Annotated in this window: 19 protein-coding genes; 9 read left to right on the forward strand and 10 right to left on the reverse strand. The window is 63.2% G+C overall.

Going from position 1 to position 18,319, the window contains the following annotated elements; genetic code table 11:
• Positions 1 to 17: 17 nt before the first annotated feature.
• Positions 18 to 971 carry a sulfonate ABC transporter substrate-binding protein gene (locus NKI61_RS28490; protein ID WP_023687582.1) on the reverse strand — a complete coding sequence of 318 codons (954 nt, stop codon included), beginning with the start codon at positions 969 to 971 and terminating at the stop codon, positions 18 to 20.
• A 283-nt stretch (positions 972 to 1,254) separates the two neighbouring features.
• On the opposite strand from NKI61_RS28490, the gene NKI61_RS28495 reads away from it, so the two are divergent.
• On the forward strand, positions 1,255 to 1,542 hold the full coding sequence (locus NKI61_RS28495; protein WP_023687581.1) for a GIY-YIG nuclease family protein: 288 nt from the start codon (positions 1,255 to 1,257) through the stop codon (positions 1,540 to 1,542).
• 136 nt (positions 1,543 to 1,678) lie between these two features.
• Here the strand turns inward: NKI61_RS28495 and NKI61_RS28500 are convergent, their stop codons facing one another.
• From NKI61_RS28500 to tauA, 4 genes are all read right to left on the reverse strand, one after another.
• The gene (locus tag NKI61_RS28500; RefSeq protein ID WP_023672089.1) at positions 1,679 to 1,861 is read right to left on the reverse strand and encodes a hypothetical protein; all 183 of its coding nucleotides are present in this window, start codon (positions 1,859 to 1,861) and stop codon (positions 1,679 to 1,681) included.
• Positions 1,862 to 1,942: 81 nt separating this feature from the next.
• Positions 1,943 to 2,803 (reverse strand): ABC transporter permease subunit, encoded by an 861-nt coding sequence (locus NKI61_RS28505; protein WP_352841912.1) that lies wholly within the window; start codon positions 2,801 to 2,803, stop codon positions 1,943 to 1,945.
• On the reverse strand, positions 2,800 to 3,591 hold the full coding sequence (locus tag NKI61_RS28510) for a taurine ABC transporter ATP-binding protein (RefSeq protein ID WP_023755920.1): 792 nt from the start codon (positions 3,589 to 3,591) through the stop codon (positions 2,800 to 2,802). Before NKI61_RS28510 ends, NKI61_RS28505 begins: the two co-directional genes overlap by 4 nt.
• A 161-nt stretch (positions 3,592 to 3,752) precedes the next feature.
• Positions 3,753 to 4,766: a taurine ABC transporter substrate-binding protein gene (gene tauA, locus NKI61_RS28515; protein WP_023710332.1), complete on the reverse strand. Its 1,014-nt coding sequence runs from the start codon at positions 4,764 to 4,766 to the stop codon at positions 3,753 to 3,755.
• Positions 4,767 to 4,998: 232 nt separating this feature from the next.
• Here tauA and NKI61_RS28520 point away from each other — a divergent pair, with 232 nt between their 5' ends.
• The 6 genes from NKI61_RS28520 (at position 4,999) to NKI61_RS28545 (ending at position 10,592) form a co-directional block, all read left to right on the forward strand.
• Positions 4,999 to 5,160, forward strand: coding sequence for a hypothetical protein (locus NKI61_RS28520; RefSeq protein ID WP_352841914.1), 162 nt, complete (start codon positions 4,999 to 5,001; stop codon positions 5,158 to 5,160).
• A 416-nt stretch (positions 5,161 to 5,576) separates the two neighbouring features.
• On the forward strand, positions 5,577 to 6,047 hold the full coding sequence (locus tag NKI61_RS28525) for an RrF2 family transcriptional regulator (protein WP_352841916.1): 471 nt from the start codon (positions 5,577 to 5,579) through the stop codon (positions 6,045 to 6,047).
• 16 nt (positions 6,048 to 6,063) lie between these two features.
• Positions 6,064 to 7,431, forward strand: coding sequence for an FAD/NAD(P)-binding protein (locus tag NKI61_RS28530; RefSeq protein ID WP_023692935.1), 1,368 nt, complete (start codon positions 6,064 to 6,066; stop codon positions 7,429 to 7,431).
• Between the two features lie 225 nt (positions 7,432 to 7,656).
• Entirely contained in the window at positions 7,657 to 9,090 is a 1,434-nt protein-coding gene (locus tag NKI61_RS28535; protein ID WP_023687574.1) for a pyridoxal-phosphate dependent enzyme, read from the forward strand.
• Positions 9,087 to 10,268 (forward strand): trans-sulfuration enzyme family protein, encoded by a 1,182-nt coding sequence (locus NKI61_RS28540; RefSeq protein WP_023681210.1) that lies wholly within the window; start codon positions 9,087 to 9,089, stop codon positions 10,266 to 10,268. Before NKI61_RS28535 ends, NKI61_RS28540 begins: the two co-directional genes overlap by 4 nt.
• Positions 10,269 to 10,400: 132 nt before the next feature.
• The gene (locus NKI61_RS28545; RefSeq protein WP_196814852.1) at positions 10,401 to 10,592 is read left to right on the forward strand and encodes a hypothetical protein; all 192 of its coding nucleotides are present in this window, start codon (positions 10,401 to 10,403) and stop codon (positions 10,590 to 10,592) included.
• A 39-nt stretch (positions 10,593 to 10,631) separates the two neighbouring features.
• On the opposite strand, the gene NKI61_RS28550 is transcribed toward NKI61_RS28545, so the two are convergent.
• From NKI61_RS28550 to NKI61_RS28570, 5 genes are all read right to left on the reverse strand, one after another.
• The gene (locus tag NKI61_RS28550; RefSeq protein WP_023698083.1) at positions 10,632 to 10,937 is read right to left on the reverse strand and encodes a UBP-type zinc finger domain-containing protein; all 306 of its coding nucleotides are present in this window, start codon (positions 10,935 to 10,937) and stop codon (positions 10,632 to 10,634) included.
• Positions 10,937 to 12,604, reverse strand: a complete 1,668-nt coding sequence (locus tag NKI61_RS28555; RefSeq protein ID WP_352841918.1) for an FAD-dependent oxidoreductase — start codon at positions 12,602 to 12,604, stop codon at positions 10,937 to 10,939. Before NKI61_RS28555 ends, NKI61_RS28550 begins: the two co-directional genes overlap by 1 nt.
• A gap of 234 nt (positions 12,605 to 12,838) precedes the next feature.
• Positions 12,839 to 15,982 carry an amino acid permease gene (locus NKI61_RS28560; RefSeq protein WP_352841920.1) on the reverse strand — a complete coding sequence of 1,048 codons (3,144 nt, stop codon included), beginning with the start codon at positions 15,980 to 15,982 and terminating at the stop codon, positions 12,839 to 12,841.
• Between the two features lie 933 nt (positions 15,983 to 16,915).
• A complete protein-coding gene (locus tag NKI61_RS28565) occupies positions 16,916 to 17,122 on the reverse strand; it encodes a hypothetical protein (RefSeq protein WP_023681214.1) in 207 nt (68 codons plus the stop codon).
• Between the two features lie 74 nt (positions 17,123 to 17,196).
• Positions 17,197 to 17,496, reverse strand: coding sequence for a DUF1236 domain-containing protein (locus tag NKI61_RS28570; protein ID WP_023687568.1), 300 nt, complete (start codon positions 17,494 to 17,496; stop codon positions 17,197 to 17,199).
• Between the two features lie 176 nt (positions 17,497 to 17,672).
• On the opposite strand from NKI61_RS28570, the gene NKI61_RS28575 reads away from it, so the two are divergent.
• Entirely contained in the window at positions 17,673 to 17,933 is a 261-nt protein-coding gene (locus NKI61_RS28575; protein ID WP_245262541.1) for a hypothetical protein, read from the forward strand.
• A gap of 48 nt (positions 17,934 to 17,981) precedes the next feature.
• Positions 17,982 to 18,290 carry a DUF1236 domain-containing protein gene (locus NKI61_RS28580; protein ID WP_023672071.1) on the forward strand — a complete coding sequence of 103 codons (309 nt, stop codon included), beginning with the start codon at positions 17,982 to 17,984 and terminating at the stop codon, positions 18,288 to 18,290.
• Positions 18,291 to 18,319 lie beyond the last annotated feature (29 nt).

The raw sequence follows: 18,319 nt of genomic DNA on the forward strand, positions 1-18,319 counted from the left end.
GCGCCACACAAGAAAGTTCAATTGCCCGGTGCGGTCCACACGGCGTCGGAGATGCGCACCGCGTTCGGGATCAGCTTGAGCTTGTAGAAGCGATCGGCTGTCGCCTGCTGGCCGGCGATGATCTCGTCGGTGATCGGGAAGATGCCGAATTTGGTGCGGTTGGCCGCGATCGTCTGTGCATCGAGCGGCACGCCGGTCACCTCATGCAGCGCCGCGGCAACCTTGTCGCGGTTCGCGTCCGCCCATTTCGCCGCCACGCCGAGCGCCGATATCGTCGTGGCGATCGTCTCCGGATGCGCCTTGGCGAAATCCTTGTTGGCGAGGAAATAGGTGTTCACCTTCAGCACCTCGCTGGAGCGCGCCAGCACGCGCGGCTGGTAGCGTGTCTCGGCGATGGCGTAGAACGGATCCCAGACCGCCCAGGCATCGATCTGGTCGCTGGCGAAAGCCGCCGCAGCATCGGCCGGGCTGAGATAGACCGGGGTGATCTGGTCGAAGGGGATGTTTGCTTTTTCGAGTGCCGCGACCAGCAGATTGTGCGCGCTGGTGCCTTTGCCGACGCCGATGCGCTTTCCCTTGAGGTCGGCGAGCGACTGGATCGGCGATGCCGGCTTGACGAAGATCGCTTCGCCGTCGCCATTGGCCGGCAGTGCCGCCGCATAGACGATGTTGGCGCCGGCCGACTGGCCGAAGATTGGCGGTGCGTCGCCGGTCCAGCCGACATCGATGGCGCCGACATTGAGCGCCTCGACCAGCGGCGGGCCGGCGGTGAATTCGACCCATTTCACCGCGACACCCTTGTCGCTCAGCGCCTTCTCGATCACCTGCTGCTGCCGGGCGATGACCGGCAGGCCGGTCTTCTGATAGCCGATGTTGAGCTGCTTCAACTCCTGCGCCGAGGCACTGAGCGAGGCAGCAATGCCCGCCGCCAAAAGGCCAAGGCCGAAAACGCGTCTGGTCAGGCTGAACATGATCCCTCTTCCTTCGCTGCGAACCGGCGCCGGGAAGGGCTCCCTGCCGTGGATGAGAGACAAGGCTAGGTAGGTCTATAAATTTAGTAGAGAAACGATTTTGCGAGTTGGCTGCTTGACGTGGAAATATTTTCTTCAGAACCCAGCGCTCGTCATCCTAGGGCGAAGCAAGGAGCGAAGCGACGCGGCGCAGACCCTAGGATCCATGCCGTGACGTTTGCCGTAGAGTGGAACGGATCAGAATGTCGCTTGTGCGCGAACCGAGGCTCGATACCCTGAAACCATGACCGGCTACGTCTACATGACTGCAAGCCAAAAACGCGGCACGATCTACATCGGCGTCACCAACGATCTCGCCCGTCGCATGCCTGAACACAAATCCGGCCAGGGCGCAGGCTTCACCAGCCGCTACGGTGTTCAACGGCTGGTCTGGTATGAGGAATTCTTCGACATCACCGATGCCATTCAACGCGAGAAGTCGCTGAAGCGATGGCCGAGACAGTGGAAGATCGAACTGATAGAGAAGGCCAATCCGGAGTGGTTTGAGCTGTTTGGCGGAACCGGGTGGTAGGCGCCCGGTTTGTTGCTCCCCTGGAGCGTAGCATCAGCGTCTCGGCATGCATCCTAGGGTCTGCGCCGCGTCGCTTCGCTCCTTGCTTCGCCCTAGGATGACGAAATCGCGAAGGCTGGCGCTAATCACCATCACCTCACTGCGACCAATACTGCCAGGCCCAGTAAAATCCCTCGTCGCGTGGCGGCAGGCGGTCGCGTTCGGCGTCGAGTTGCACGGGGGCCGGCGATTTCGGCTGCGGCTGCGACGACGAGTTCTCCCGCCAGGCGAGCAGCCAGTTGCCGAGATGGGCGAACAGCACCGCGGTGGACTGGGTCATGACATCACTCCTTCTGTTCCGGGGTCGGCGGTCGCCGTGCTGCGAAGGGAAGCAGCCGGTCAAACCGGCAGAAACTTGTTGTCATTCCTTTCCCGCCCACGGAACCAGCTGATGCTCGATCCGGCGGATGATGAATTCCAGCACGAAGGCTATTGTCGCGATCACCACTATTCCCATCACCACGACATCGGTGACCAGGAACTGGGCGGCCGACTGGATCATGAAGCCGAGGCCGCGCGTTGCCGCCACCAGCTCGGCTGCAACCAGCGTCGACCAGCCGGCGCCGAGCGCGATGCGCAGGCCGGTGAGGATCGACGGCAGCGCGCTGGGCAGGATGACATGGCGCACCACTTGGCGCTGCGTCGCACCAAGCGAACGGGCCGCATCGATGCGCTCCTTTGAGACACCGCGCACGCCCGAGGCCGTCGACAGCGCCACCGGCGCCAGCATGGCAATGGCAATCACCAGGATCTTTGACGGCTCGCCGATGCCGAACCAGATGATGACCAGCGGCAGATAGGCGAGCGGCGGGATGGGCCGCAAAAATTCGAGCAACGGATCGAAGATGCCGCGCCCGACCGTCGAAATGCCGATAGCCAGCCCAACCGGAACGCCGGTGACGATGGCCGCGAGCAGCGCCGCGAACACGCGGCCGAGGCTGGCGACGATATGCTGGAGCAAAGTCGCGTCGACGAAGCCGTCCTTGATCACCACGATGAACTTGGTCCACACGGCGGCGGGCGACGGCAGGAACACCGGCGACACCAGTTGCAGGCGCGCAGACAGCGCCCATGCCGCCAGCGCGGCCAGGATGGTGACGGCGCTGATCGCCCGCGAGGAAACCCCGCGCCGCTTCCGCACCGGCCGCGACCACGGCACCGAAATGGCATCGGCCTCGCCGGTCCCGGCGGCCGGCCGCTCGCTGTAGGAGGTGACGCTCATGCCGCCTCTCCTTCGAAGATCGCATCGGTCAGCTCGCCGCGCGCCGCGGCAAAGGCCGGATCGGCCTTGATGGCGCGGATCGGCTCGCCTGCGGCATAGCGCCGGCTGAAACCGGTCTCGAATGTCCGCACCACGCGGCCCGGTCCGGGCGCCAGCACGACGATGCTTGTGGCCAGCACCAGCGCCTCCTCGATGCCATGCGTGACCATCAGCACGCCAACCCGGCTTGCGGTCCACAGGTCGAGCAGCGTCGTCTGCATGCGCTCGCGCGTCAGCGCATCGAGTGCGCCGAGCGGTTCGTCGAGCAGCAGGAATTCCGGTTCGGCGGCGAGTGCACGGGCGAGTCCGACGCGCTGGCGCATGCCGCCGGACAATTCCCAGATGCGTTTGTCGCCGACGCCGTCAAGCTTGACCAGCGCCAGCAACTGGTCGGCGCGGCGCGCCCGCTCGGCTTGCGGCACGCCGCGCAGCCTGAGCGCAAAGGCGACGTTTTCACGGGCCGTCAGCCAGGGAAACAGCGCATCGTTCTGGAACACGACCGCCCGGTCGGAGCCTGGGCCGGTGATCGGCCGGCCGCCGATCGTGGCGACCCCGCGCGCAGGCTCGACCAGGCCGGCGGCGACATTGAGCAGCGAGGTCTTGCCGCAGCCGGAGCGGCCGACCAGCACGACGAAATCGCCCTTGGCGACATCGATGGAAACTCGGTCGACCGCCGGCGCTGCCTGGCCGTCATAGTGAACCGAGACCTTGTCGAGTACGAGATGCGGGTGGAGTACGAGATGCGGCATGAAAAGGGGCTCCGGAAGAAAATCAGCCTGCCCCGGCCCTCGTTGAGCGGATCCGGGACAGGCAGCACGCGGCGTCAGGGAAGAGGAAACCGCGCGTGTTCAGAGCAATTCCAGGAAAAGTGTGAAGCGGTTTTCCGTCCGGAATTGCGTAAAACTGAAGATCAGTTCGAGGCCAGAGCCTCGGTCACGTATTTCGACGACACGTATTTCGAATAGTCGGGCAGCACGGCGTCGATCTTGCCCTGCTCCTTGAGGAAGGCCGAAGCTGCCTCGATCGCCTTGACCGTGCCGCCGCCGAGGAATTTGTCGGAAGCCTGCTCTTCCAATGTCGGGAAGACGTAACCCTTGAGGAGCTGCGGCACCTCTTCCAGTTTGGCGCCGGTGATCTTGGCGATCTTGGCCGCTTCCGGCGACGAAACCGACCATGCCTCGGGCTTGGCCAGGAACTGGGCATAGGATTCGCCGGTCACCTTGACGAAATCGCGCACGGCGTCCGGGTTCTTTTCGGCGAAGTCGGTGCGCACGATCCAGGCGTCGAAGGTCGGCGCGCCCCAGGCGGCAACCTGCGAGGAATCCAGCACCACCTTGCCTGTCGTCTTGATCTGGCCGAGCGCCGGATCCCAGACATAGGCCGCGTCTATGTCGCCGCGAGCGAACGCGGCGGCTATTTCCGGTGGCCTGAGATTGAGGATTTCGACCGACTTCGGGTCGACGTTTTCGTGCTTCAGCGCGGCAAGCAGGCTGTAATGCGTGGTCGACACGAACGGCACCGCCACCTTCTTGCCGGCGAGGTCGGCGATCTTCTCGATGCCGGATCCATTGCGGGCGACCAGCGCCTCGGACTGGCCGATCAGGCCGACGACAAAGATGGTCTGGATCGGCAGTTCGCGGCTGGCGGCCGCGGCCAGCGGACTCGAGCCGACATAGCCGATATCGACCGAACCGGATGCGACGGCGGCGATGACATCGGCGCCGGAATCGAATTTGCGCCAGTCGATCGTGGCCTTGGTCGCCTTTTCATAGGCGCCGTCGGCCTGCGCTACTTTGGAAGGTTCGACCACCGTCTGGTAGCCGATGGTGATGTTGAGGTCCTGCGCCTGGGCCGGGCCGAGGAAGGCCGCACCCGCCAAAGCTGCCGACGACAGGAGGACAATGCGTCGCGAAATGCTGGACATGAAAGGCTCCATGAAAAATGAGAAAAACCGGATGCCTGTTCATAGTCAGCTAATTCTATCATTCTTGTAGAGTTAAATCCTTCCAAGCAAGAAGCACTTGTTAGAAAAAAACCACCGGCTGATGCGGTCGCGGTGACCGGCCCGTGTCGAACCGTGCGCAAACGCAAACGGCGCCCGAAAGGTGCTGAAGAGTTGGTGGTCCTGCCAACCCTCCCTACGGAAGAGGCCTGATTTGGTGCTCGGCGCGCCGCTTGCGGCCTGCCGCAGGATCGATGTCGAGCCGTTGAGCCTCACCGACTTCCGCAGCGACGGCCACCGCTGGATGCTGCGCTCAAGCGGCGTGCCGGTGGCCGCCAAGGTCGCCCGGTCTCAGAGCGACAAGGCGGCGTCCTGATATCGGGCGCAGGGCGGCGCCCGAGTTGTCGGGAGTCATGTTTCGCCGATCCGCGGGCTGTGACCCAAAATTCCTGGCAAAGCCCCAAGTGGCGCAAATCCATGCTGTAAAAGACGGTTGATTTGAAAACACGTTTCCGCGTGTTCGAGGGTAAGTATAGTAATCTTATCGACATTGGGAGCAGGAGCCGCCGCTCATCGCCGCAATCGCTCGCGGCTGGCTGTGACCTTAACGGCACAACGCTTGCCAAAGTGGCCCCTGCGGCGTGAAAACGAAGCAAAATCAAGGTTTCTCGGCTTGTATATCATGTCAGTAGATTTTATGTGTCGAAGCAGCTTGCACGCGGCGGGGAGGCACGTCAGGCGTTTCGCAACCGATGGTTCTGGGCCATCGCCTGACAGAGAAACATTCGGTCTATGCTCACCAAAAAAGGCAAGTACGGCCTCAAGGCGCTGGTCCATCTGGCGCATCTGCCGGTGGGACAGCTCGCCTTCGTCGGCGACATCGCCAGCGGCAACAACATCCCGAAGAAATTTCTCGACGCCATTCTGGGCGAATTGCGCAATGCCGGTTTCGTCCAGAGCCGCAAGGGCAAGGATGGCGGCTATCGCTTGGCGCGCCCGGCCGACGAGATCAAGGTCGGCCATGTCGTGCGCGTGCTCGACGGACCGCTGGCGCCCATCCCCTGCGCCAGCCGCACCCAGTATCAGCGCTGTGAAGACTGCAATGAGGCGACATGCCAAGTCCGACATCTGATGCTCGAGGTCCGGCAGGCGATCGCCGAGGTGCTCGACCAGCGCACGCTGGCCGAGATGCGCGACATCGTCCTCGACGACCTTCCGGTCGCAAGGGACGAGCTTGCGCCGGCGCAAAAGGTCCCCGCCTGATCTTGAGCGTGCTCGCATGAGCGTCGCGCGCGCCAATTCGATCATCCCCAGCTCGATCATCATCGTCGGCGGCGGCGCCAGCGGCGTCGTGCTTGCCGCGCATCTGCTGAAGTCGCCCAACCCGGACCTTCGCGTCACGCTGATCGAAAAGCGTCCGCATTTCGGCCAGGGCATCGCCTATTCGACGCTCTTATCGGCGCACGTGCTGAATGTCAGCGCCGCGGGGATGAGCGCCTATGCCGACGATCCCCTGAATTTCTGGCGCTGGTTGCAGGGGCGCGGCCTGATAAGCCAGGAACAGACGCCGCAGACACCCTTCTATGCACCGCGCAGCGTCTATGCCCGCTACCTCAAGGAAGTGCTCGACGAGCTCGAAGCGCGCGAAAAGGAAACCGGCCGTCTCAGGCTGATTCGCGAGGAAAGCCTGTCGATCTCGCCGACATCGTCCGGCGTCGAAGTTGTGCTGGCCAACGGCACCAGCGTCGTCGCGCATCTGGCGGTGCTTGCCACCGGCCATGACGAGCAGCCCGGCGCCGGCCAAGGGCACGCAATCCGCATGGGCACCGAGGCCGACACCGCGCTCGATCCTGAAGCCCGCGTGCTGGTGCTGGGCACCGGGCTCAGCATGGTCGACGCCTTCCTGTCGCTCGAGCAGCGCGGCCATCGCGGCGAGATCGTCGCCGTATCGCGGCGCGGGCTGCTGCCGTCGCCGCACCGCAAGGGGAACCCGATCAAGCTCGACGTCGCCGACATTCCGCTCGGCACGCAGCTCTCCTATTTCGTCGGTTGGTTCCGCGATCTGATCCGCGAAAACCAGAAGGCCGGCATCGACTGGCGCGACGTCGTCGATGGGCTGCGACCCTTCAATCAGAAGATCTGGCAGAACTGGCCGTCCTCGGCCAAGCGCCGCTTCGTTGAGCACACCAAGGCCTGGTGGGACATCCATCGCCATCGGCTGGCGCCCGAGGTGCATGCCCGCGTCACCGAAGCGGTGCGCACCGGCCGCATCCGCCCGGTCGCCGGCCGTGTCGTCGGCATCGAGGCTGGCGATGGATTCACCGTCGGCATCCAGTCTCGCCACACAAAGGCGCTGGAAACGCTGCAGGTCGCGCGCATCTATGATTGCACCGGCATCGCCCGCGACATCTCGACGACGTCGAACAGCGTCGTGCGCTCGCTGGTCGACCGCGGCCTGGCGCGGCCCGACCCGCTGCGGCTTGGTCTCGATGTCACAGCCAAGTGCGAAATCATCGCCGGCGACGGCACCGCATCGGCCAAGATCCTCGCCGTCGGGCCGCTGACCCGCGGCACCTTCTTCGAGATCGACGCCATCCCCGACATCCGCGTGCAATGCGCTAGGCTGAGCAAGCAGCTGCTAGGGTAAAGCTGTTGACGTCGGCGGGATAGCACGCCCTCAGAGGGGGTGGGAAGGATCGCTACGGAGGGTGTTGGGCTTGAGTCCAAAGCCGGCTTCAAACTGGAATTCCATTCCCCCTCTCGCCGGTTGATTGGCACGATCTACCTTCTTTCCGACTGCAAACGGCCGGAAAAGAAGCTACGCTGCCGCTCTGCCCCCGAGGCGGTCGCTTGTTCAAGGGAGCACATCGACATGAGCGAGCACGGAAAAGCTGCGCCAGGCAGTTCGGACGGCACGTTATCGCGCCTGCGTCCGCCATACGCCTCGGTGCTCGACCTCATCGGCCAGACGCCGGTGGTCGAACTGACCAAATTCGACACCGGCAAGTGCCGGCTGTTCATCAAGCTCGAAAGCCAGAATCCCGGCGGCTCGATCAAGGACCGCATTGCGCTGTCGATGATTGCCGCGGCCGAGAAGGAAGGCAAGCTGAAGCGCGGCGGCACCATCGTCGAGGCGACCGCCGGGAATACCGGTCTCGGCCTCGCCCAGGTCGGCATCCCCAAGGGCTACCGCATCATCCTCGTCGTGCCCGACAAGATGTCGCGCGAAAAGATCCAGCATCTGCGCGCGCTCGGCGCCGAAGTGCGCATGACGCGCTCCGATGTCGGCAAGGGCCATGCCGAATATTACCAGGACATGGCCGAGAAGATCGCATCGGAAACGCCCGGCGCCTTCTACGCCAACCAGTTCGCCAACCCGGCCAACCCCGAGGCGCATGAGACCACCACCGGACCGGAAATCCTTGCCCAGCTCGATGGCGACCTCGACGCCGTGGTCGTCGGCGTCGGCTCCGGCGGCACGCTGACCGGGCTTGGCCGCTACTTCGCCAGAACATCGCCGAAGACCGAAATGGTGCTGGCCGATCCGGTGGGGTCGGTGCTGGCGCCGCTGATCAAGACCGGCAAGATGGAAGAGGCCGGCAGCTGGACCGTCGAAGGCATCGGCGAGGATTTTGTGCCGCCCAATGCCGATCTGTCGCTGGTCAGGAAAGCCTATTCCATCCCAGACAAGCAGAGCATGCTGGCCGTGCGGGACCTGCTTTCGAAGGAAGGCATTCTCGCCGGCTCGTCTTCCGGCACGCTGCTGTCGGCCGCGCTTCGCTATTGCCGCGAGCAGACGACAGCGAAACGCGTCGTCACCTTCGTCTGCGACAGCGGCAACAAATATCTGTCCAAGGTGTTCGACGATTTCTGGCTGGCCGAACAGGGGCTGGCCGAACAGGAACAGCATGGCGATCTGCGCGACCTTGTCATGCGCTCGCACCGCACCGGCGACACCGTCTATGTCGGCCCCGACGAAAGCCTGCTCAACGCCTATGGCCGCATGCGCCGCTCCGATGTCTCGCAGCTGCCGGTGCTGGACAATGGCAAGCTGGTCGGCATTATCGATGAGGGCGATATATTGGCCAAGGTCGACGGCCCCTATGACGGCCGCTGGGACCGCTTCAACGCCCCGGTGCGCACCGCCATGACCTCCAATCTGCACACGCTGCAGGCCAGCCAGACGCTGGATGCGCTGCTGCCGGTGTTCGACCGCAACGAGGTCGCCATCATCTTCGATGGCGACGAGTTCGTCGGCCTGATAACCCGTATCGACCTGATCAACCATTTGAGGCGCGCACGATGACTGCTGAAACATCCCCATCGGGCAAGAACCGCCTGGCTTTTTCCACGCGCACCATCCATGGCGGCCAGAGCCATGACCCGCTGACCGGCGCGGTGATGGTGCCGATCTACGCGACTTCGACCTATGGCCAGCAGTCGCCCGGCGTGCACAAGGGGTTTGAGTACGCCCGCAGCCAGAACCCGACCCGCTTCGCCTTCGAGCGCGGGGTGGCCGATCTCGAAAGCGGCTCGGCCGCCTTTGCATTCGCTTCCGGCCTGGCGGCGATCTCGACCGTGCTCGAGCTGCTCGACAGCGGCGCCCATATCGTTGCAACCGACGACATCTATGGCGGCTCGTTCCGGCTGATGGAGCGGGTGCGCAAGCGCTCGGCCAATCTGCAGGTGAGTTTTGTGGACTTCACTGATCTGGCGGCGGTGGAAGCAGCGATCCGTCCGGAGACAAAACTGCTCTGGGTTGAAACCCCGACCAATCCGCTCCTGCGCATCGTCGACCTCGAAGGCGTTGCGGCACTCGCCAGGCGCAAGGGCGTATTGACGGTCGCCGACAACACGTTCTGCAGCCCCTACATCCAGCGGCCGCTGGAACTCGGCATCGACATCGTCGTGCACTCGACGACGAAATATCTCAACGGCCATTCCGACATGGTCGGCGGCGTCGCCATCGTCGGCGACAACAAGGACCTCGCCGCCCAGCTGAAATTCCTGCAGAACGCCATCGGAGCCATCTCCGGTCCCTTCGACAGTTTTCTCGCGCTGCGCGGCATCAAGACACTGGCGCTCAGGATGGAGCGGCATTCCACGAACGGCCTGAAGATTGCGCAGTGGCTGGAGGCGCGAAAAGATGTGCGCCGCGTCGTCTATCCCGGCCTGGCCAGCCATCCGCAGCACGCCATCGCCGTCCAACAGATGCATGCCTTCGGCGGCATGATCTCGGTCGACCTCGACCGCGACCTCGCCGGCACCAAACGCTTCCTGGAACGGACGCAACTGTTCACGCTGGCTGAAAGCCTCGGCGGCGTCGAAAGCCTGATCGAACACCCGGCGCTGATGACGCACGGCTCGATCCCGGCGGAAAAGCGCGCGGAAATCGGCATTTCGGATTCGCTGGTGCGGTTGTCGGCGGGGATAGAGGATGGCGATGATCTGATCGCCGACCTGGACCAGGCGCTGCGGGGGTAGGCGTACCGGATGCGTACCGATGACAATGAGGGGCGGCGATGACCGTCGAGATTAAATCCCAATCCGCCGCGCGTTAACACATTCAGCAGCTTTTGCTTAACTCTTCGCCGCTATGTCCCGCCCCGGGGAGGCATGGCGAGAGTGAGTGTGATGGACAACAACCCGGAAAAACGCAGCGAATGGCGCGCCATTTTTTATGTGCAGGCCCGCGTGGCCATCCTGTTTGTCCCGGTCGTCGCCAGCCTTCTGATCATTGCCGCTCTTGCCGGCAACGACCACAGTTCCGACGCCCTCGACCGCACGGTTACGGGCTCGGTGAAATAGCGGCACGGCCGTCGGCTTGCCTGCCCGGGAACGGCCGCCTCAGAAAAACTTCGGGATCGGGCCGTTCTGCGGCGTCACGTCGCCTTCCAGGTCGATGAACGCCTCGTCGACAAAGCACCAGGCCCAGCCTTCCGGCGGGTCGTAGCCTTCGATGACCGGATGCTTGGTGGCGTGGAAATGCTTGGTGGCGTGGCGGTTGGGCGAGTCGTCGCAGCAGCCGACATGGCCGCAGGTGCGGCAGAGCCTGAGATGCACCCACATGGAGCCGCTCTTCAGGCACTCCTCGCAGCCGAGCGCGCTCGGCGTCACCGTCTTGATGTCGCGCGTGTGTTTGCATTCATCCATTATGCTCTCCTGGCCAGTTCGGGCGCTGCTGCGTCGGGTCGCGCGAGATAGGCGTGCAAGGCAGCCACCACCTGGGCGCCTTCGCCGACGGCGGCGGCGACCCGCTTGACCGAGCCTGCGCGCACGTCGCCGATGGCGAACACGCCGCTGCGGCTGGTCTCCATCTGGCCCGCCCCTATGTCGGCGCCGGTGCGCACGAAACCCCTGGCGTCGAGCGCGATATCGCACCCAGCCAGCCAATCGGTGTTGGGGTCGGCGCCGATGAACAGGAAGAGATGCTGGATCGGGCGCGTCTCGACGCCGCCGGGGTTGCGCCAGCGCAACTGGGTGAGATTGCCGCCTTCGCCTTCCAGCGCCTCGATCTCTGTCTCGCCAAGCACCTCGATGTTGGGTTGCGCCTCGATACGCTCGACCAGATAGCGCGACATGGTTTCCCTGAGGCCGCCGCGGCGCGCCAGCATCGTCACCTTGCGGACCTGGCTGGCGAGATAGACCGCCGCCTGCCCCGCCGAATTCCCGGCGCCGACCAGCGCCACTTCTTGCCCTGTGCATAGCCGCGCTTCGATCGGCGAGGCCCAGTAATGCACCGACGTGCCCTCGAGCTCGGCCAGCTTGGCGATGTCGAGGCGGCGGTAGCGGGCGCCGCTGGCGATCACCACCGTGCGTGCGCGCAGGCTTTCACCGTCGCCGACGGTAAGCGTGTAGCCCTCGCCTGCTGCACCGAGCAGCTTGGCCTCGTCGGGGATGACTATTTCGACGCCGAATTTCTGCGCCTGGTTGTAGGCGCGCGCCATCAGCGCCATGCCGGAAATGCCGGTGGGGAAACCCAGATAGTTCTCGATGCGCGCGGAGGCGCCGGCCTGGCCGCCGAAGGCGCGGCAATCGAGCACGATGGTCGACAGCCCTTCGGATGCCGCATAGACCGCGGCCGCCAGCCCCGCCGGTCCGGCGCCGACAATGGCGACGTCATAGACCATGTCGGGATCGATCGGCCGCAGCAGGCCGATGCAGCGGGCAAGTTCGGTTTCGCCGGGATTGTGCATCAGCTTGCCGTTGGGGCAGAGCACGATCGGCAGATGGTGCGGGTCAACATGAAAATGCTCAATCAGCGTCTTGGCGCACGGGTCGCTGTCGGAATCGAGCGCGCGGTGCGGCTGGCCGCTGCGGCGCAGAAATCCCTGCAGCCGCAGCGTGTCGCCATTGCCGGCCGGGCCGATGACGACCGGCCCGCTCGAGCCGCTTTCCAGAAGCCCGACGCGGCGCAGGATCAGCGCCCGCATGATCCGCTCGCCAAGGCTTGCCTCCTGCACCATCAGGTCGCGCAGCCGCTGCGAGGGGATGACGAAGGCCTCGACCGGCTCGGCCGCCTCCGCATTGACCAGCGACGGCCGGCTGGAAAGCTGCGCCAGCTCGCCGATGAAATTGCCGGGACCATGAGTGACGATGGTCTCGCGCCGGCCGGGCCTGACATCCTGGGTGATATCGACCGTGCCCGACAGGATGACGATCAGCCCCGGCGCCACGGTGCCGGCGGTGACGATATGCTCGCCGGCGGCATAGGAACTCGCCTCGCCGAACCGGCGCGTGCGCTCGATATCGGCGTCGCCCAGGATAGGAAACATCTGGTCGCGGCGGGTGACGGTGATCGGCTGGGTGGGTGGGGCCATAGATAGAACGTAGCGCCGAGACGGCCGGGTTTGAAGTGGTTTGTTGGAGGACTGGCCGGAAGGGGAGGTGGCTCCCGCGCCATCTGGTTCGGATGCTTCGCATGGCCCCGCGCTGCAAGGCAAACAGCGCGCCGACCAGTGCGACCTTTGTAAGGGCGAGCCCGAGCAGTACCGTCGGCAGTCCTCGCTCACCGGTGTGTTGCAGGAGCAGCGCGCCGACGAACGGCGCCGCGGCTATCGCGTTACGCCAAGCGCCTGGGGTGCGGTGGTATCCTCGGGCTCCCCGAAGGCAGATCCCGGCGAAAGCCCATTCGTCACATCTTTGTAGAGCGCTATCGGATGCGGGCGCCCCACCAGATATCCTTGGATTTCGGGACATCCTTCCCTCATCAGGAAGGCACGCTCGTCCTCTGTTTCGACACCCTCCGCGATGACAGGCAAGGCCAGCGCATTCCCCAGGCTGAGTATCGTGCGCACGATGGCGGCCGATTGGACATTCGAACCGACACCCGAAACAAAACTGCGATCGATCTTGATCTTGTCGAATGGAAACGCCTGCAGCGAGGACAGCGAGGCATACCCGGTGCCAAAATCATCCATCGAGACCCTGACGCCCAACGCCTTCAACCTCCGCAAAACCGACAAGGCGGTTGCCCGGTCGCGGATGAGAACCCCTTCCGTGATTTCCAGTTCCAGCCGCCCCGGAGCAAGGCCGGTCTCGTAGAGGATAGAATGAACGAGGCCTACCAGGTCCCCGAAACGGAACTGCACGGGAGAGAGGTTGACGGCGATCTGCAGCGGTGAGGGCCAGGAGGCCGCGTCTCTGCACGCCTGCCTGAGCGTCCATTCACCTATCTCAACGATCGTGCCATCCTGTTCGGCAAGCGAGACAAACGCGTTTGGGGAGATGAGCCCATGTTTTGGATGGTGCCATCGGGCGAGTGCCTCGAAACCGAAGATTTCGCCGTCTATCCTGGCTTGCGGCTGGTAATGAAGCACAAGTTCGCCATGGCCGACCGCAGAGCGCAAATCTCGCTGCAAGGCGTAGCGCTCTCTTAGCCGCTTATCCATCTCAGGATCGAAGAATTGCACCATTCGACGGCCGTCCGCCTTGGCCCGGTAGAGCGCTGCGTCGGCATTTGCCATCAGCGCCGCTGCATTCTCTCCGTCTTTCGGATAGATCGCCGCCCCGATGCTCACCCCGATCGAAATGTGCTGGCCCCGGATCTCGAATTTGCCTGCCGCCGATTCGAACAGACGGTCCGCAACGTCCTTGGCACTCGCGGACCGGTCATCCATGGCCAGGACAACCGTGAATTCGTCGCCGCCCATGCGCGCGATAAAGGCCTCAGGCGCCGCAGTTTGGAGACGCCGGGAGATGGTGCAAAGCAGATCGTCGCCGGCGGCGTGCCCGAAAACGTCGTTCGCCTCTTTAAAATGGTCAAGGTCGATGCTGAAGACGGCAAAGCTGGCGTGCGTTGCTTTTGCACGCTCGAGCGTCGTGGCCAGGTGTGCTGCAAGCGCGGCTCGGTTCGCCAGGCCGGTAAGCGGATCGTGGTGCGCGAGATGCGCGATTTCCTCGTGCCGTGCCATCAGTTCGCTGCGCGCTACGTTCATGTTCTCGCGCGCGTCGTCCAGGCCGTGGGCGGCTTCCCTCACCTTGTCCTGGAGCAGGTTGAAGCTTTCGGCCATCTCTCCAAGTTCGTCACGAGAGTTTACGGTAACCGGCATGATGTTCACGGAGGCGTGCGCCGCAGCGAGGTCTCCCCGCCCCAGGGCGACCATGGCAAGAGAGAAATCCTTCAGCGTTCCGGATGTCAGACGCTTTGCCGCGTTGCTCACCTCGGTTGCCGAATGGGTGATCATTCCCGGCAAGATCAGGCCAACGCTGATGGTCAGCAGCGCGACAACGACAAAAATGTCCTCCAGCGCGGCGACCAATGAAGTGTCGCCTTGGGGAACGCTGCCGATCGCCAGGAAATAGCCGGCACCGTCAAGCACGAGCACAAAAAGCATGGCTCCGGTAAGCTTCAGGTGAAGCGTATGTGGCAGCAAGGGTAGACCGAGTGCGTATCGATCCTCCATCGTGCGCCAGGCGTAGAGCGCAGCACCCGAATATGCCAAAGCCAGACCGAACAGGACGGTAGGAAGGCCAAATTGCTGAAATCCCAGTATGGCGGTCAACAGCCATATTGCAGCCGCGCCTACGCCAAGGATGATCGTTCCCCTGGGAGCCCGGAAGGGTCGCTCGGCTTCGGGACTATCACGGCGCAAGAGCCAGACTGCGATGTTTGGCATGCAGATGCTGATCAGGTACGTAAAATTGGCCGCGGCGATCATCCAGAGCGGATACCCGCACAGCATGAAGCCGATTGCCGCGGCAGCTGTGAGCAGCGTTGCCGCCCAGGGACAATCTGTTGAGGTGCGCCTGGCCAGGAAGCTCGGCAGCAGGCCGTCTTCGCTCAGCTGCGCAAGGGTCCGCGCGGCGCCTGCCAATGGCTGCAACGTTCCATGGAACATGTTCAGCATGATGAGCCAGATGGCGGCCGCCTTGCCGAAACTCCCCAACAAGGGCGCAAAGGTGGGCCCGAGAGCTATGGCGAGGTCGGTGCCGAGCGGCTCCGGCCCGAGCACACCCAGCCAGACAACCGGCAGGACCAGGAAATAGACGCCGGCCATTGCGGCGCTGGCCCACATCGCCAGAGGAATGTTGCGGTTGGGATCGATGGTTTCGCCAACATGGCAGGCTGCAGCCTCAAATGCCGGTGCGGCAAACCCGATCAGGTACAGTCCCGCCATCACCGACGTGATATCGCCGAACAGGCCGGTAAACGGGCTGGTCAAGGCAAAATCCGTCGCCTGCCGCCAGTCGACCGAGCCACTGATGACCGGGACGAGGGATGAGAGAAACGCAAGCGTCGCGGAGGCAGTGGCGATCGGGATCGCCAGTTGGACCACCCACTTGATTCCACACAGGTTGACCGCCGTAAAGAATGCGATGAGCCCGCAGGCGACCGCCTCCACGGGGAGGCCCGGCAGGTACCATTGCTGGATTGCAGACGCTGAAAGAACCGCTGTCAGTCCGCAGGTCGGCACCCAACCCCACCAATAGCAGGTGCCCGTCAGAGCCGAGAGAACGGGACTGTAAGGTCGGAAGGCTTCGGCGCACGCTGCAGAGATACCGCCGACGCGGTTTGGCCACATGAGAACCAATTCGGTCCACGCAGGCGCGGCGGCCCAGCCTAGAAGCAGACCAACAACGAGCAAAGGAACCGCAGCGCTTCCTTGACCGGGAATATTCCCCTGACCGACAAAAAGGGCGGCAATCAGAAACAGGCTTTGATTGCTGCCACCCATGGCGAGCGCTGTCGTGCCCATCCATCCCAAGGTTCTCGGGTGCGGTCGTGAAGGCGTGAGGCCCGGCATTCAGAGACATCCATTCGAGTGCGGAGCGCTGTCTGACTGGCGAATGTAACCTGCGGAGATATGTCTGTCGAACGTCGCGCTCCCGAAGTCAAAGTTGGACCTTAGGTGAGACGTATTAAGACTTCGTACCAAACCAGATCCGCCCGATGATCGCTGTCAACTTGCGGTAGCTGCGGTTCAATCATGCTGATGCCGGCCCGAATGGATCGATCTCCTCCGATCTGGGATATCATATCAATTTTATCTAATCGCCCACTATGAGGGATAGTCGCGGATACAGCCTAATATCGATTATTATCGACAAATCTCGTGATTGCGGGGCGCCATCATTCGAAACGGCGGCTGAAGTCGACTGTAGATCGCTAAGCACATTGACCGCTTTTGACTTCGTACCTCGCCATCATGGGGGCAAGCACCGAGACTTCACGCCGTGCCTCAAGTTGGAGCTAACTTGTGCGAGCATGCAGCATAGCCCCGCGTTGCAGGGCAAACAGCGCGCCGACCACGCTGGGCGCGGCGGTCGGCCTTGGCGCGCTGGTGGGTCCTTCCCAGGCCGGCGCCCGTACGGTCGATATGGCGATCGCTCGCTACCATCATCCGATCTGCACCAAACTGGCCTCGGTGACATTTCTGACCACAGGCGTGGCGACGCTCTGGACCGGCCTGCCCGGTTCTGCCGGCCGCGGTGATTTTCTATGGCGCCCGCATCGGCTAGCATGGCCGAGTATCGTCACATGCGGCGACATGGTGTTCTGGACGATGCTTGAGCGCGACGCGACCTCGCCAGCGGGCACGCCTTCGACGCCGGCCCGTAGCAGGAATGTGTTCAGCACCAGAACACTTGGGATCAGCGTTGCGGGAGCCTGCACACGTGAGTACTCCGCCTCACAAGCCTTCCGGCTGGTCCTCGAGGACGAACGACGCTGCAATCAGGTCATCGCCGCTGATGCGGCCACTGCCGCCAACCATGATGGATGCGACTTTCTGAAAGGTCTTCATGTCGGCCTCTGTTATGCGCGCATCGCGCATTCTCGCCCTGAGAGAACCCAGGCGGGTATCAAGGGCTGGCGATGTCTCGACGTCATCGATCATCTTCGATCATCCTGGAGCGCAATGTGAAATCCGCTGCCCGCCGCCATGGCCGGCGGCGGGCGGCAGCTATTCGATCAGTCGTAGACCTTCACAATTTTCCGGGTGCCGGGGTCGACCAGGACGGTGCGGTTGTCGACCACGACATAGCGGTATTTGACGTTGGGAACTTCGTGCAGCTCGACCGTATCAGGCAAGGCACTGCCGACGTTCAGCTCCACGCCCGGGATCTTCACCGAAGCCAGCGGCTGCTTTTTCACGTATTCGCGGACGACCGTATCCTGCTCCGGTGTGATGACGACATCCTGAGCTGCGGCGCTGCCGACGCCAGCCAAAAGCAACAAGCCTGCAGCGGCACTTGCAAAGTGGATTTTCATGGTTTTCTCCTCGCGTAATCCGGCGACGGCACCACGCCTGTTCGCCGAGGGACCGAACTTGAGATCAGCCAGATTGTTCCTGTGACTTCAGTCCGCGGCGAACCAGACCAAAGTCGGATATCAGCTAAGACCCAAGTCCCGAGGCGGAACGTTCAAGCGGGGCAGGCGTTTCCCAAATGCAACTAAATAAAACAGGAGAGGAACACATGGCCGACGGCCCAACTGTTGTTAATTCTGGGGGTGGCGGCGGCACTGCGATTGCTGTTGTTCTTGCACTTATTGCGGTCGTAGTGTTGCTTATTTTTACCGGCGTGATCAATATCCGCGGCGACGGCGGCAAGGATATCAACGTCAAGGTTGAAGCGCCAAAGGTGGAAGCTCCGGCTGCACCTGCAAAGCCTGCGGCACCTGCCCCAGCCCCTGCGAGTGGCGGCTGATCTGCTCGTATCCACGCCTTCAAACTGACCTATGAAAAGGAAATTCCCATGACCAGGTATTTCGTCAGCGCCGCCGGCGCCCTCGTCCTTATGGCGGGCATCGGCACCTCGTTTGCCGAGGATGTTATTGTTCTCAAGCCCGAACAACAGACGGTCGTTCGCGAATATATCCATAAGCAGAAGCTGGCCTCAGTCAGTTTGCTCGGCGTCGAACTCAACGTCGGCACGGCACTTCCCGACACTGTCGAGCTCCACGCAATCGACGTTCCGGATGTCCGCTACAAGTATACGGTTGTCGGAGATCATGCGGTTCTCGTCGATCCCGACACGCGCAAGGTCGTGCAGATCATCGAATAACGCGCGAGCCCGCCGCTCCGGTCTGGAGC

This window comes from Mesorhizobium sp. M0514, from assembly GCF_040321145.1.
Classification (GTDB): Bacteria; Pseudomonadota; Alphaproteobacteria; order Rhizobiales; family Rhizobiaceae; genus Mesorhizobium.